Consider the following 15,647-nt stretch of genomic DNA (forward strand, 5'->3'; position numbering starts at 1 on the left):
GAATGAATTTTTTTGATAATTCCGCTACTCCCAAATTTTTGGGAATGTTATTGATATTTGGTTTTTTAGTATCATGTGAACAAGATTTGACAACTATTGGCGCCGGTGTGGTTGGTAATGAGCCATTTACTACAGGTAAAGAAACATATGATGTTTTCGTTTATAATAAGAATATAGAGGCGGTTCAAACGAATAAGTTGCCAATTTATCAACTTGGTGTTTTTAACGACCCCGTATATGGTAAAACTAATGCATCGGTAACATCTCAAATGTTTCTTAGTGCAGCTAATCCAACTTTCGGTGCTTTGTCTCAAGATAAAGAGAACAAGGCAGGGAACACAGGTGAGGCGATAACCACCATTGAGGAAAATGAAACGATAAAGGAAGTTTATCTTTATATTCCGTTTTTAACTAAAAGTATAGCTACAGATAGTGATGGCGATGGTGTAGTTGATGAATTTGATAAAGTGCCCAGTGAGGATAATGATAATGATGGAGATGGGGTTTTGAATTCCGTTGAAATTGCATCAAATACCGATCCTTTAGATGGCACTAGCGTTGATGAAGATGGAGATGGATTGAATGATGGAGATAGCGCGCCTATTTTTACAAATAATTTTGCAAAAAAGATTGAGTTAGATAGCATTTATGTAAATGGTTCTAATTATGACATAGTTTCAAAATCAGCTATTCCTTCATTTGGTCTTAAGGTAGGGAGGTCAACTTTTTTTCTTCGCGATTTAGATCCGAATACTAATTTTCAAGAATCACAAGAGTATTTTTCAAATCAAGAATTTTCTCCTGCATTCGTTTCAGATGTTTTATTTGAAGGTGTTGTTGAAATCAACGATGAAGAAATATTAATACCCAATGACGATGATTTAACGACTGAAGATGTAGATGAATCATTAACGTTTAGAAAACTTGGTCCAGGCATTCGAATTCCTTTAAATAATGAATTTTTTCAAACGAATATTTTAAATAAGGAAGGAAGCTTAGAGTTGTTGAGTCAATCTAATTTTATTGAATTCATAAGAGGTTTGCATTTTTCTATTATGGATGAAATGGGTGATGATGTCATGTTTCTTTTCGATTTAAAAGATTCGAACGTTACTATGACTTATAGCTATACGAATTACGATACTAACGGTACTTTGGCCGATACAAGTGATGATAAGCCGAGTGTTGTAAAAGAAAAAGATTTTGTTTTCTCCTTCTTGTCTCAAGTTCAAAACGGTCCGGTAACGGGTAATGCCATTAATTCGATTATAACGGAGAATTATGGGCCTCAGATAATACAAGCCTTGGAGAATACAGAAAGCGCTTCCAGAATTTATTTAAAAGGTGGGCCAGGTATTTATGCCGAAATTAATTTGTTCGAAGAAAATGGAGCAGAGAATATTGTTGAACAAATACGCAGTGAGAATTGGGTTATTAATGAGGCAAATCTCGTTTTTTATATAGACAGAAACCAATTAGATGCCAGTGGTAGTGAATTAGATCCTCCTAGACTTTATTTATATAATGCAGAAAATAATTTTCCGTTGATAAATGCAAATACTGAGCAAACTGATCCTACAGTAAACGCATTGTTTGGCACATATTTAAATTATGGCGGTATTATAGAGAAATCTAGTGGAAAAGGAGAAAAGTATTCGGTAAAAATAACTGATCATATAAATAATCTGGTGGTTCGAGACTCAGCAAACGCAACATTGGCTTTAACGTTGTCAACTAATATTCAAAATTGGAATGTTGGTGTGGCTAAAGTCGGTGGTGGGGAAAAAAGAATTGCGACAACTTCTAATTTAACTCCTTTAGGTACTGTTTTATATGGTAGCAATCTTCAAGTTACTGACCCTGATTATGAAAAGCGATTAAAGCTGGAAATTTTTTACACAAAGGCCAATTAATTTAAATTTAATCATAGATTTTGGTATTTTTTTGAATAAACATATCAATTTAAAGAATATTCGCGTTATACATCTTGAATGGGTTTATTTCTAATGATATTAACATAATTTCGTGGAAATTAATTTTGCTTAAACTTATCAAACTATAGTATTATGTGTGGAATTGTTGGTTATATAGGTTATCGGGATGCTTTTCCTATTATAATAAAAGGTCTTCAGCGCTTAGAATATCGTGGATACGATAGTGCTGGGATTGCTTTGTTTGATGGTAGTCAGATTAACCTTGCTAAAACTAAGGGTAAAGTAGAAGATTTAAAGAAGAAGGCTGAGGGTATTTCTCAAAAAGGAAGTATTGGTATTGGCCATACACGTTGGGCTACACATGGTGTTCCAAATGATTTAAATTCTCATCCGCATTATTCGAATTCTGGAGAGTTAGTAATAATTCATAATGGAATCATAGAAAACTATGAGGCTATTAAGCAAGAATTGACTAAAAGAGGGTATACGTTTCAGTCGGATACAGATACTGAGGTTTTGGTTAATCTTATTGAAGAGGTTAAGAAAACTGAAAACGTAAAATTAGGTAAGGCTGTTCAAATTGCTTTAAATCAAGTTGTTGGGGCTTATGCTATTTCGGTATTTGATATTCAAAAGCCAGATGAAATTGTAGTTGCCAAATTAGGTAGTCCTTTGGCAATTGGGATTGGTGAAAAAGAATTTTTTATAGCTTCAGATGCTTCTCCTTTTATAGAGTTTACAAATAATGCTGTTTATCTTGAAGATGAGGAAATGGCTGTTATTAGGTTGGGTAAAGAAATTAAATTAAGAAAAATAAAAGATGATTCAGTTGCTTATCCTAGGATTTTAGAATTGCAAATGAATTTGGAAGAGATTGAAAAGGGTGGTTATGACCATTTTATGTTGAAGGAGATTTATGAACAACCTAGGGCGATAAAAGATACATATAGAGGTCGTTTGTTAGCGGATCAGGGTTTAATCAGAATGGCGGGAATTGACCAGAATATGGAAAAGTTCCTTAATGCCAATAGAATTATTATTGTTGCTTGTGGTACTTCATGGCATGCAGGTTTAGTTGCTGAATATATATTTGAAGATTTAGCAAGAATTCCGGTAGAAGTTGAATACGCATCAGAGTTTAGATACAGAAATCCTGTAATTACTGATAAAGATATTCTTATAGCTATTTCGCAATCAGGTGAAACAGCAGATACTTTAGCCGCAATTAAACTTGCTAAGGAAAAAGGAGCTTTTGTTTTCGGTGTTTGTAATGTGGTTGGATCATCAATTGCTAGGGAAACAGATGCAGGAGCATATACTCATGCTGGACCAGAGATAGGAGTTGCTTCTACAAAAGCTTTTACGACGCAGATAACCGTACTTACATTAATTGCCTTAAAATTGGCAAAAGCAAAAGGTGTTTTCTCAGAATCTAGATATCATGAGTATTTAACTGAATTAGAGACTATACCTAGTAAAGTGGAAAAGTCACTACAGTCAAATACATTAATTGAGATAATTGCCGATGTATATAAAGATTCGACAAATTGCCTTTATTTGGGAAGAGGATATAATTTCCCTGTTGCATTAGAGGGTGCTCTTAAATTGAAAGAAATAAGCTACATTCATGCTGAAGGTTATCCAGCAGCAGAAATGAAGCATGGTCCAATTGCATTGATTGATGAACATATGCCGGTTTTCGTAATTGCGACTAAAAAAGGTCATTATGAAAAGGTAGTGAGTAACATACAGGAAATTAAATCAAGAAAAGGTAAAATTATAGCGATTGTTACTGAAGGCGATGAACAAGTAAGAGATTTGGCTGATCATGTTATCGAGGTGCCAGAAACTTTAGAGAGCTTAACGCCTTTGTTGACAACAATACCTCTACAATTATTATCCTACCATATTGCGGTTATGAGAGGTTGTAATGTTGATCAACCAAGGAATCTTGCAAAATCGGTAACGGTGGAATAAACTTAATCAAACGATACAAAAAAAAGGGACATGAAATATTTCATGTCCCTTTTTTTTATATTGCAAATTTGTCAAAATATAATGGTAAAAATTATCATAATAATATTATGCGTGCATAATTTATTTCAAATTACTATAATCCATTTGAAATAATCTGTATCTTGGGCCCAAACTAATTTTAAACTTTAATTAAGAATGAGAGCAATACTACTTTTAGCATTGATGGCTATTGGTGCTATTGGGTTTTCCCAAACCAATATCAATGGTAATGTTGTTGATCAAAACAACGAACCTATCCCCGGAGCCAATATCGTTATTGTTGGTAAGACCATTGGAACCGTAACTGATTTTGATGGTAATTTTAATTTGGCCACATCAGAAATCCCACCTTTTAAAATAGAGATTTCAAGTATTGGATATGCAAATTCTACACAAACTATTACCAGTAGCAGTCAAACGATTACTGTTGTTCTAAATGAGTCACAAACTTTTTTAGATGAAGTTGTAATATCAGCATCTAGAACACCTGAACGAATTTTTGAATCACCTGTAACTGTAGAGAGAATTGGTCTTTCTGAAATAAAAAGTACTACTGCAGCGGATTTTTATGGCGGACTTGAAAATTTAAAGGGTGTTGATGTTAATACCAATAGTTTGACATTTAAATCGGTCAATACAAGAGGTTTTGCATCTTTTGCCAATACACGTTTTATGCAATTGGTTGATGGTATGGATAATTCAACACCAGCCTTGAATTTCCCTATTGGAAATTTAGTAGGTATGGTAGAAACCGATGTTTTAAGTGTTGAGTTATTGCCAGGTGCTTCATCTGCACTATATGGAGCAAATGCTTTTAATGGTATTTTATTCATGAGAAGTAAGAGTCCATTTGATTACGAGGGCATTAGTGTTTCCATTAAGCGCGGTATAACTTCTCAAAAATCTGCAGGTGACAATGCATATACAGATTTCGGAATAAGAGCTGCTCATAAATTTAGTGACAAATTTGCTGCCAAAGTAAATTTCGGTTACCTAAAAGGTACTGATTGGGCTGCAACTAGTGAGGTTGATAAAACATCTCCTGGAGGCACAAGAGCTGATCTAAATTATGACGGAATAAACGTTTATGGTGATGAGGTGTCAACAGATATAAAAGATGTAGCATTAACTCTTGAAGGTTTGGGTATTTTGCCTGCTGGAGCTAATGCTCTAGTGCCATCTCAAGTTGTAAGTAGAACCGGTTATAATGAAAGCGATCTTACCAACTATAATGCTGAAAGCATTAAAGCTGATTGGGGGTTGTACTATAGACCTATTGAAGATAATAGTTTGGAACTTTCGTATGTTGGTAAAGTAGGTACTGGTAATACTATTTACCAAGGTACTAATAGATATAATATTAAAGGTTTCTTTCAAGAACAGCATAAGTTGGAAATTAAGAATGACAACTTTTTTGTAAGAGGGTATTTGGTTGGCGATAAATCAGGTGATTCCTACGATATGGTTTTTACCGGTATTAATATCAATAGAGCTTGGAAAGATGATAATACTTGGTTCGGAGAATATACAGGTGCATATGTACAAGCTACTCTGGGTGGTGCCACAGATGAGCAAGCACACGCTGCCGCAAGAGCACAAGCAGAATCAGGAAGATACTTGCCCGGATCTCCCGAATTTCAAGCGGCATTCAATAGAAGTGTCAATGACCCTGATTTAAGTACAGGATCTAAGTTTCAAGATGCTTCAAAGTATTATCATGCAGATGCTAACTATAATTTTAGCCATTTAATTGACTGGGCAGAAATACAATTGGGAGGCTCTTTTAGGGAGTACAGTTTAAATTCATCTGGTACTATCTACACTGACTCTGATGGGCCAATTAATTATTCTGAATACGGTATTTATTCGCAAGTGCAGAAAACGCTGCCTTTTGAAAATGAAAAAAGTTTGAAATTAACTGGTTCTATCCGTTATGATAAATCTGAATTCTTTGATGGATTTTTCTCTCCAAGATTATCAGCTGGTTTCACATTAAATAGAAATCACAATATTAGAGCTTCGGCACAAACAGGATTCAGAAACCCTACTACTCAAGATTTTTTCATAGGCCTAAACGCTGGTAGAGCTATATTGGTGGGGTCTGCTCCAGATAATTTAGATCGATATTCTAGCGACTTTGCAGTAAGTGGAGGTGGCCAATTATTAGGTCAGCCAGCAACAATTTCCCAAACAGGTGCAGCAGCGTATAATAATTCATATTCTTTAGCTTCGGTTACGGAATTAGGTGCAACAGGAAATCCAGCTGTTTTAGAAGTGGCTAATCCAGATCTTATTAATCCTGAAAAAGTGACTTCATTTGAAATTGGGTATAGAGGTAAAGTTGAAAAATTAGTAATTGATTTTAGTACTTATTATAATAGGTATAAGGACTTTATTTCGCAAGAGGTGGTTATCGCTCCATATTACGGTACTGTTGGTGATGGGGCATTGTCTGTTGCGGCAATAGCAAATGGTGATTACCAGGCCTATAGTGCATATACAAATACCGATGCCGACGTAAATTCATATGGTGCATCATTAGGTTTGAGTATGAAAGTACTTGGAAATTTTGACTTAGAGGGTAGTTATACGTACACGAAACTAGATTTTGACCGTGATGCTAATCCAGATGTGATGTTGAATTTCAATACACCAGAGCATAAGTTCAAAGCTTCTTTTGGAAATCAACAATTGTTCGACAATTTTGGTTTCAATGTTTCTTACAGATTCAGTGATGATTACTTCTGGGAAGCTACTTTCGGAAACGGTGTGATTCCAGAATTTCATGTAGTTGATGCTCAGATTAATTATGATGTTCCAAGTATTAAGTCTTCATTTAAATTGGGAGGTACCAATTTGACTAATAAGGAATATTATACTGCATTCGGTACTGGATTCATAGGCTCTATGTACTACCTGTCTTGGACAATTAACAACTAATTTTAAATCAGGATTTTGAAATGAAAAATTTTAAATTTATATATATAAGTATTGGGATTTTAGCTTTTACAGCTTGTAATGATCCAGAAGACGTGGACATTGCTGCAGAAGTAATGGTTGAAGAGTCGGTTGAATTAACTGCTGGCTCAGCAGATTTTTCAAACTATGTTTCTTTAGGAAATTCTTTAACAGCAGGGTTAACGGATGGTGCCTTATTTCAAGCGGGTCAAGCATCTTCTTTACCAAATTTATTATCACAAAAATTCAGTTTAGTTGGTGGTGGTAGTTTTGTTCAACCACTTACAAATGATAACATAGGCGGACTTGCCGCTGGTGGTGCAAGAATACAGAATCCAAGATTGGTTTTTGGTGGTGCCGGTCCAGTAGGTTTAGAAACTTTAATCGGGCCCGTAACGGTTACAACAGATATCGTATTGAACAACCCAACAGGGCCGTTCAATAATTTAGGTGTGCCTGGTGCAAAGAGTTTTCATCTTTTAGCGCCCGGATATGGTAATTTAGCTAATGTTTCATTGGGACTTGCAAATCCTTATGCTGTTAGATTAACAGGAACCACGCCAAACGCAAGTATTTTAGAATTGGCGGTAGCGCAAGCGCCTAGTTTTTTCTCATTATGGATAGGTAATAATGATGTATTAGGTTATGCTACTACAGGTGGTGACGGTACCAATCCGATTACTCCTGTTTCAGGAGCACCTGGTGTTGGTTTTGATGGTAGTTATGGAGCATTGATTGCTACGTTGACCGCTGGAGGAGCACAGGGTGTTGTTGCCAACATTCCTAATGTTACAGATGTGCCACATTTTACTACAGTACCACATAATCCTTTAGATCCTACGAATCCTGATTTTGGACCACAGATCGCTACGTTAAATGGAATTTTCGGACAATTAAATCAAGTTTATGCTTTTTTAGGTGTTCCAGAGCGTTCTATCGTTTTTTCTTCAACGGCTGCAAGTGAAGTTGTTATAAGAGATGAGACCTTACCAGATTTATCAGCTCAAATTGCTGGAGTTTTAGGTGCAAGTCCAACTTTCCCCGCATTTGTACAGTCTTTTGGATTACCGGTTGAAGCGGCGCCTTTAGTTGCTGGGTTATTAGGAAGTACTTATGGGCAAACAAGAGAGGCTACGGCCGACGATTTATTTGTTTTACCAAGTGCTTCAGTAATAGGAACTGTAAATTTAGAATCGGTAGGTGCTTTAATGGGGGCTGGCTTGCCACAGGCATTAGCTGGTCAGTTCTCGGTTGAGGGGATATCGCTTCCTTTAGAGGATAAGTGGGTTTTGATTCCAAGTGAACAAGAAGAAATTACGGCTGCAACCGAAGCATTTAATCAAATAATTTCGGCAACAGCAAGTCAGGCGGGCCTAGCTTTTGTAGATGCAAATTCTTTGTTGAATCAATTAGCAAATGGTGGAATTACAAGCGGGCAATTCACATTAACCTCAAGTTTGGTTGTTGGTAGTGCATTTTCATTAGATGGTATTCATCCGACGGCAAGGGGTTATGCTTTGTTGGCAAATGAATTTATGAAAGCTATTGATGTAACATACGGCTCAAATTTTGAAGATTCCGGTAATTTATTGAACGTAGGTGATTATCCTACAAATTATCCTGCGACGCTTCAATAATAGTAAATAAAATAGTCAAGTTTAAAAGGTGCTTAATAGGCACCTTTTTACTTTTGTAAAAAACCGAAAAAACAGTTTTTCTTTAAAATTGAATACTATATCTTTGCAGCCTGAAAATGAGAGCATTTTTAAGGTTATATTAAACGTAATACATAAACATAAAAGTAATGTCAAAAGTTACAGGTAAAGTTTCGCAAATCATTGGACCCGTGGTTGATGTAGAATTTCAATCAGGTGCTGATCTACCTAGAATCTATGATTCCTTGGAGATAATTAACAAGGATAAGTCTATTTTGGTATTGGAAGTACAATCTCATGTTGGCGAAAATACGGTTAGAACTATCTCTATGGATTCTACCGATGGTCTAAGTAGAGGTGTTGAGGTGGTTGCTACTGGTAGCGCGATCCAAATGCCTGTTGGAGACGATGTATATGGTCGTTTGTTCAATGTAATCGGTGATGCTATCGATGGACTGGGTAATTTGCCTAAGTCAGGAAAAGATGGACTTCCTATTCATAGAGAGGCTCCAAAATTCGAAGATCTTTCAACTTCAACAGAAGTACTTTTTACAGGTATTAAAGTTATCGATTTAATTGAGCCTTATGCAAAAGGTGGTAAAATTGGTTTGTTCGGTGGTGCTGGTGTTGGTAAAACTGTATTGATTCAGGAATTGATTAACAACATTGCTAAAGGGCATGGTGGTCTTTCTGTATTTGCAGGAGTAGGTGAAAGAACTCGTGAAGGAAATGATTTACTTCGTGAGATGTTAGAGTCTGGTATTATTAAATACGGTGATGATTTCATGCATTCTATGGAAGAAGGCGGTTGGGATTTATCCAAAGTAGATAAAAAAGTGATGAAAGATTCAAAAGCGACTTTCGTTTTTGGACAAATGAACGAACCACCGGGAGCACGTGCAAGAGTTGCTCTTTCAGGTTTGACAATTGCAGAGTACTTCCGTGATGGTGCAGGTGAAGGTCAAGGAAAAGATGTACTTTTCTTCGTAGATAATATTTTCCGTTTTACACAAGCAGGTTCAGAGGTTTCTGCGTTATTAGGTCGTATGCCTTCTGCTGTAGGATATCAACCAACTTTGGCAACAGAGATGGGTGCTATGCAAGAACGTATTACATCAACAAAAAGGGGTTCTATTACTTCTGTACAGGCGGTTTACGTACCTGCAGATGATTTAACGGATCCAGCCCCGGCAACTACGTTTGCTCACTTAGATGCAACAACGGTATTGTCTCGTAAAATTGCTGAGCTAGGTATTTATCCTGCGGTGGATCCATTGGATTCTACATCAAGAATTTTAACAGCTGAAATTTTAGGAAAAGACCATTATGCATGTGCGCAAAGAGTAAAAGAACTTTTGCAACGTTATAAGGAGCTACAAGATATTATTGCCATCTTAGGTATGGAAGAATTATCTGAAGAAGATAAATCGGCTGTAGGTAGAGCAAGACGTGTACAACGTTTCTTATCTCAACCTTTCCACGTAGCAGAGCAGTTTACAGGTCTTAAAGGAGTTTTAGTAGATATTAAAGAAACAATTAAAGGCTTTAATATGATTATGGATGGTGAGTTAGATCACTTACCAGAATCTGCTTTTAACCTTAAAGGTACAATTGAAGAGGCTATTGAAGCAGGAGAGAAAATGTTGTCTGAAGCTTAAAACTAGTAAACGGTTTGCAGTGCCAGTTTTGTTACTGAGTACTAATCACTGAATACTGAATACTTAAAAATTATGTATTTAGAAATTGTATCACCAGAAGCTACATTGTTTGCAGGGGAAGTTACTTCGGTAACCGTACCTGGTATTAATGGGGAGTTTCAAATGTTGAAAGATCACGCACCAATTGTATCATTGTTGCAAGAAGGTAAGGTAAAGTTTGAAGGGAATGTTACTTTGGATAAGGACTATGCCTCAAAGTTTAGTAAAGATGCTGATGGAAATACGGTATTACCAATTTCTAGTGGTACTATTGAGTTGAAGAACAATAAAGTTATTGTACTAGCAGATTAACGATTGCATAACGTAATAAATTAAAAGGCTACACTGTAAAGTGTAGCCTTTTTTTATTCTTTTTCATAAGCTAATATATCTGCTGGTTGACATTCTAGTGCCTTACAAATAGCTTCTAGGGTAGAGAAGCGTATAGCCTTAGCTTTTCCTGATTTAAGTATAGAAAGGTTGGCTTCAGTAATACCGATCATTTCAGCGAGTTCTTTGCTTTTCAAATTTCGCTCAGATAATACGTTGTTTAAGTTTACGACTATGCTCATGATTATATGGTTAGGTCGTTTTCAGATTGTACAGTATATCCTTTTTGAAATACGTAGGTTAGAAACAAGGATATCATTCCAAATATAATCAGGAGAATAAGATTGTGGATACTTCCGAGCTTATTATGATGCATTATTGGAAATTGAATAAGAAAGTATAGAATAGGACCAACAATTAAATTTAATATGGTTAAGAGTTTTAAATTTCTGATAATGCCTATACTAAATATAACTCTTTCTTTTAGGGCTTTAAATATGTTAGAAAGTAAATAGAGAAATAGAATCCCAAAAATTAAAGTTAGGCAAATAGTAAGAATGACGCTAAACTGATTATCAGCCTGTATAGAACTTCCTGTAAGAGGAATTTTCAAATTAAATCTACCGTCTTTAACCGTAAATCTATCAGTAATAAAAGCAAATTCTATATAGGTTAGAAAAACCAATAGTACAATTGAAATACTTCTAAAAATATAATAGAATAAGGTTGAAATTGATTTTGGACCAAATACCTTCATGATATATAAATCATTGTTTAGCGATAATAAATATATAAAATTTATCGAAAAACAATAATAAAATAAATTGTTTAAGACGTTTTTAAAGAGATTAATTCCCAGTCTTGGCCTAAGCTATGGTACGTGCAAATTTTCTCAAAACCAACTGCATAATGTGCCCCTAAAGAGCGTCTATTAGTGGCATCAACTTCAGTAATAATTGCATCGTAAGTTGGGTAAGAAGCTTTCTTCATTGCTTCGTATAGGCCTCTAAATATGCCTTGTTTTCTATGTGTCTTTGCTACACAAATTTGCCCCATGGTTATATAGTTTTGAATTTTATTTTCTTCAAGCTCTGTAAACATTGGTCTCAAAACAGAAATTTCGTATTTAAAGTCTTGTGTCATTGAAAGTGCATAGCCAACTACTAGGTCATTGTCTTTAGCTATAATGTGTGGACAAGCATCATTCATTCTGGTAAGTAAATCTAGATCATGATGAACAGTAACGAAACCCTCTTGTTCCATTTCATCGCTAGAGACAGCAGATTTTAAATTCATTTTTTGTAATGATAGAATTCGTTCTAATTCATCCGTTGTTTTAGCTGTGGTATAATGGATTTTCATTTATTCAGTTTTTAACCAATCTTTTCGTGCTTTTAAAATCTTTTTGGAAGGTTTTATTCCTTCTTTTTCTTCTAAATAAATAGAAAAACTTGGGTCTGATTCAAGAATCACTTCTGTACTTCTTTCTTGACCGTCTCTTAAAAATGATATCGATAGTTTGTCTTTGGGTTTAAATTCTTTAATGAACACATCAAATTGAATTCCGCTCGGAAATGGTTTTCCATGTATTGCAATAATAACATCGTCTTTATCTAGACCAGCTTTATATGCCGGACTACCAATTTTTGTATTACTTTGAATCTTGCCATTTAAATCATCTGTTATAGATACAGTGGCGCCGAAATAGGGCAATTCATTATTCTGAGACAAACTAACCCCAACAATTTTAAAAAGTTCGTTATACCTTGGTATTTCGCTTTCGTAGATAAAGTTATTGAAGAAGTTGTTCCCAAATTCCTCACCAGCATAAGAGTTCAATGATTTGTTTAAATTTTCTATAGTATATGGAATTTCTGTTTCTCCATAAGTAAGCCAAACCAGTTTCATAAAATCATCTAAATTCAAATCTTTCTCTCTTAAAGATAAATCTAATGCTAACCCAAGTACACTGCCATAAGAATAATAGGATATAAAGGTATTTTCACGGTTTACTGGGTCAACAGAGGTAGCTGCATCTACAAAAGGTGCCTGAAAACTCATTTCTATAGGATTGAAAAACTGTCTGGCTGGAGAATTCCAAACATAATTAAAGGTACCTGTTAATCCCTCTACGTATTTTTCTGGTGAAATTAACTGTGCTCTACAAAGTATAAGGTTTGTATAGTAACTTGTAAAGCCCTCTGCAAACCAAAGTTCTCCACTCATATTGGCTTCTTCGAAATTAAAGGGCTCTAATGTTTTTGGTCGAATACGTTCAACATTCCAACTATGAAAAAACTCATGGGAGACTGTTCCTATATTTCCTTCCATACCCCCGTTTGCCAAAGTTCTGGTGCTGGTTAATATGGTAGAGTTTCTATGCTCCATACCATCACCGGAGGCATTTGGTGTGTAGCAAGCTAAAAAAGTATACGAGCCATAATCAAAAGTGGGTAGTGCTCCAAAAACTTCCTTTTCAGCGATTACTACTTTTTTAACCTTTTCAAAATAGGCATCTGCATCTTCCTCAGTTCCTGGGTCATGAAGAGCAAGTTTTACGGTTTGATTGTCAATATTGAATTCCCTAACCTTATGATCACTTAGTTCTGTAGGGCTATCCATAAAATAATACAGGTCTAGGGCGCTATAAGTATTATCCTTTAAATGGGGTAGTTGGGTGGCAACTTTCCAGTTTAAATCTTCTCTTATGGTAAAACTCACTTCAATTTGTCGTTCATGTAGGGTAGGAGCATAAATGAATGTAGCCGGTATATTTAGATGTGCATGAGTTTCATCTATTTGTGTGTACGTACCATCACCTCGATGTGTGCTGTGTAAGCTATAATAAAGATGGAGGTAGGTCCTCCGATGAGGGTTTTTAGGAAAACTCATCAAACCACTTCTATGATGCACTTGCGGTAACAACGGTGTGTGAAGCGATAGAAGAAAAGGCTATTTAAATAGTCAGGTACGGATAGAAGAGATGAGCGAAAGCGAACCTTCCGATGAAGTGACGAAATGACCAGTAGTTGTCAAAACCCGGTTTATATCGAGGAACCGGGGATAAGTATAGAGGAATCCTAATTACTGTCTATGCGGCAACCGTCATAAAGGAGGCATGACTTCTATCCAGGCTTTATTGTGGAACCACAGGAAGCCTATATGCTATGCCAAAAGGAAAACGCAAGCAGGAAATACCTGTAAGCTGATTACTGATGAGCATATAGGTGGCGGATGAAGTTGTAGTAGTGGTGAAGCTCCTGTAATGGGAGTGGAGCGAAGGACTTCAGTTATGCGGTTTAGATTTAAGAACAACTTAAAATTGTAAGGATGATTTTTAAAGAACAAACAAAGTCGGTTCCCATAACCAAGGAGATGGTCTGGGAATCCTACAAGAAGGTGAAAAGTAACGGAGGAAGTGCTGGGATAGACCATCAAAGCCTATCGGATTTCGATAGTGTACGTTCAAATGAACTGTACAAGTTGTGGAACAGACTGGCATCGGGAAGTTATTTTGCACCTGCAGTAAGGAGGGTCAACATTCCCAAGGCAGGCGGTAAGACCCGTCCATTGGGAATACCCACCGTAGGTGATAGGATAGCACAACAAGTGGTAAAGCAGTACCTTGAACCTAGATTGGAACCCATATTTTCAGATAATTCTTATGGATACCGCCCGAACAGGAATGCACACACGGCCATTGAGAAAGTACGCCAAAATGTACGACACTACAGCTGGGTGATAGATTTGGACATACAGGAATTCTTCGGGAATGTAGACCATGGCCTTCTGTTGAAAGCTTTGGAACGCCATGTTTCGGAGAAGTGGGTATTGCTCTACATCAAACGGTGGCTGGAAGCTCCAGTAATACTAGAAGATGGAACGGTCAAAATGTCCACGGGCAAAGGAACACCTCAAGGAGGTGTAATCAGCCCATTGCTGTCCAATCTATATATGCATTACTGTGTGGACAAATGGTTGGAGAAATACTATCCATTGGTAAAGATGGTGCGCTATGCAGATGACCTGATTATCCATTGTAGGAGCCATGAGGAAGCTGCCCGGACACTTACAGTACTAAAAGGACGTCTGACGGAGTGCGGTCTGACCGCACATCCTGAAAAGACCAAAATAGTCTACTGTAAGAAGGATGGTAGAGACCTCAAAGGGTACCCCGTGCAGTTCGATTTCTTGGGATTCAGCTTTCAGCCGTTAAGGTTCAGGTTGAAAAAGGGCGGAAGCTTCCTTCAGTTCGATTGTAAAATGAGCCGAAAGTCGAAAGCTCGAATCACGGGAGAACTCCGTAAACTTGCTTTCCAAAACAAGACCCAACGCGGGATACAGGATTTGGCAAATCTGCTGAACCCAAAGATTCGTGGTTGGGTACAGTATTACGGAAAGATAAGTCGTAGGAGCTTACAACCTGTGTTCTATTACCTACACCACCGTTTGATCAGGTGGATATTGAACAAGTACAAAAGCTTCAAGGGAAGCAAGATCAAAGCTGTAAAATGGCTCAGGTTTATTACGAATTCATATCCAAACCTTTTCTACCATTGGGAATTGGGCTACAAACTGGTCTAAGCTATTTAGACTTTTACTGACTGCATAACAAGAGCCGTATGAATCGAGAGGTTCACGTACGGTTCTGAGAGAGGTTTAGGGGTGAGACTCCCCTTTACCTACTCGACTGGCAAATAAATTGTATGAAATATTCACTGTGCCATCATGTCCGGTAATTACCCAAGAATATGGGTTTGGTCTAGTTATGGTCAGGTTATTTCCTTTACTGTCGGTTGCTTTGAAATAATAGATATTTTTGGCAAACTCATGTAATGCATAGCGTCCTGGCGAAGTTCTACTCATCTGAACAACCAGTGAATCTGCAATTATATTTGGAAAGGTTGCCGTAACCTGAGCTTCATGATGCACGGCATTAGCAAAGGAAATCTCATAGGTATTGGTTTGGGAAAAACCTAAAGTGTAAACGGTAATAAAAATGTATAAAGAAAAGTACTTCATAGTTCATTTGGTTTGACAACTAAGATACCAATTCT

At 36.5% G+C, this 15,647-nt stretch carries 12 protein-coding genes; 7 read left to right on the forward strand and 5 right to left on the reverse strand.

What is annotated here, in order from left to right; all coding sequences use genetic code 11:
• Window positions 1-2 precede the first annotated feature (2 nt).
• The 6 genes from AACZ49_RS00805 to AACZ49_RS00830 all read left to right on the forward strand — a co-directional run bounded on the left by AACZ49_RS00805 (window position 3) and on the right by AACZ49_RS00830 (window position 10,572).
• Window positions 3-1,913: a DUF4270 family protein gene (locus tag AACZ49_RS00805; protein WP_339650603.1), complete on the forward strand. Its 1,911-nt coding sequence runs from the start codon at window positions 3-5 to the stop codon at window positions 1,911-1,913.
• 153 nt (window positions 1,914-2,066) lie between these two features.
• A complete protein-coding gene (gene glmS / locus AACZ49_RS00810) occupies window positions 2,067-3,911 on the forward strand; it encodes a glutamine--fructose-6-phosphate transaminase (isomerizing) (protein ID WP_339650606.1) in 1,845 nt (614 codons plus the stop codon).
• 195 nt (window positions 3,912-4,106) lie between these two features.
• A complete protein-coding gene (locus AACZ49_RS00815) occupies window positions 4,107-6,890 on the forward strand; it encodes a TonB-dependent receptor (protein ID WP_339650608.1) in 2,784 nt (927 codons plus the stop codon).
• Between the two features lie 20 nt (window positions 6,891-6,910).
• Complete coding sequence (locus AACZ49_RS00820; RefSeq protein ID WP_339650611.1) at window positions 6,911-8,545, forward strand: G-D-S-L family lipolytic protein; 1,635 nt, start codon at window positions 6,911-6,913, stop codon at window positions 8,543-8,545.
• A 167-nt stretch (window positions 8,546-8,712) separates the two neighbouring features.
• Window positions 8,713-10,221: a F0F1 ATP synthase subunit beta gene (gene atpD / locus AACZ49_RS00825; RefSeq protein ID WP_339650613.1), complete on the forward strand. Its 1,509-nt coding sequence runs from the start codon at window positions 8,713-8,715 to the stop codon at window positions 10,219-10,221.
• A gap of 72 nt (window positions 10,222-10,293) precedes the next feature.
• The gene (locus tag AACZ49_RS00830) at window positions 10,294-10,572 is read left to right on the forward strand and encodes a F0F1 ATP synthase subunit epsilon (RefSeq protein WP_339650615.1); all 279 of its coding nucleotides are present in this window, start codon (window positions 10,294-10,296) and stop codon (window positions 10,570-10,572) included.
• 53 nt (window positions 10,573-10,625) lie between these two features.
• Here the strand turns inward: AACZ49_RS00830 and AACZ49_RS00835 are convergent, their stop codons facing one another.
• The 4 genes from AACZ49_RS00835 to AACZ49_RS00850 all read right to left on the reverse strand — a co-directional run bounded on the left by AACZ49_RS00835 (window position 10,626) and on the right by AACZ49_RS00850 (window position 13,482).
• Complete coding sequence (locus tag AACZ49_RS00835; RefSeq protein ID WP_339650617.1) at window positions 10,626-10,832, reverse strand: helix-turn-helix transcriptional regulator; 207 nt, start codon at window positions 10,830-10,832, stop codon at window positions 10,626-10,628.
• Between the two features lie 2 nt (window positions 10,833-10,834).
• Window positions 10,835-11,347: a DUF2975 domain-containing protein gene (locus AACZ49_RS00840; RefSeq protein WP_339650619.1), complete on the reverse strand. Its 513-nt coding sequence runs from the start codon at window positions 11,345-11,347 to the stop codon at window positions 10,835-10,837.
• 71 nt (window positions 11,348-11,418) lie between these two features.
• Entirely contained in the window at window positions 11,419-11,952 is a 534-nt protein-coding gene (locus AACZ49_RS00845) for a GNAT family N-acetyltransferase (protein WP_339650621.1), read from the reverse strand.
• Window positions 11,953-13,482 (reverse strand): PDZ domain-containing protein, encoded by a 1,530-nt coding sequence (locus AACZ49_RS00850; protein ID WP_339650622.1) that lies wholly within the window; start codon window positions 13,480-13,482, stop codon window positions 11,953-11,955.
• 438 nt (window positions 13,483-13,920) lie between these two features.
• Between AACZ49_RS00850 and ltrA the strand changes: the two genes are divergently transcribed.
• A complete protein-coding gene (gene ltrA, locus AACZ49_RS00855) occupies window positions 13,921-15,174 on the forward strand; it encodes a group II intron reverse transcriptase/maturase (RefSeq protein WP_339650624.1) in 1,254 nt (417 codons plus the stop codon).
• Window positions 15,175-15,249: 75 nt separating this feature from the next.
• Here the strand turns inward: ltrA and AACZ49_RS00860 are convergent, their stop codons facing one another.
• Entirely contained in the window at window positions 15,250-15,612 is a 363-nt protein-coding gene (locus tag AACZ49_RS00860; protein ID WP_339650626.1) for a hypothetical protein, read from the reverse strand.
• Window positions 15,613-15,647 lie beyond the last annotated feature (35 nt).

The sequence above is a fragment of the uncultured Maribacter sp. genome (genome assembly GCF_963975365.1).
GTDB lineage: Bacteria > Bacteroidota > Bacteroidia > Flavobacteriales > Flavobacteriaceae > Maribacter.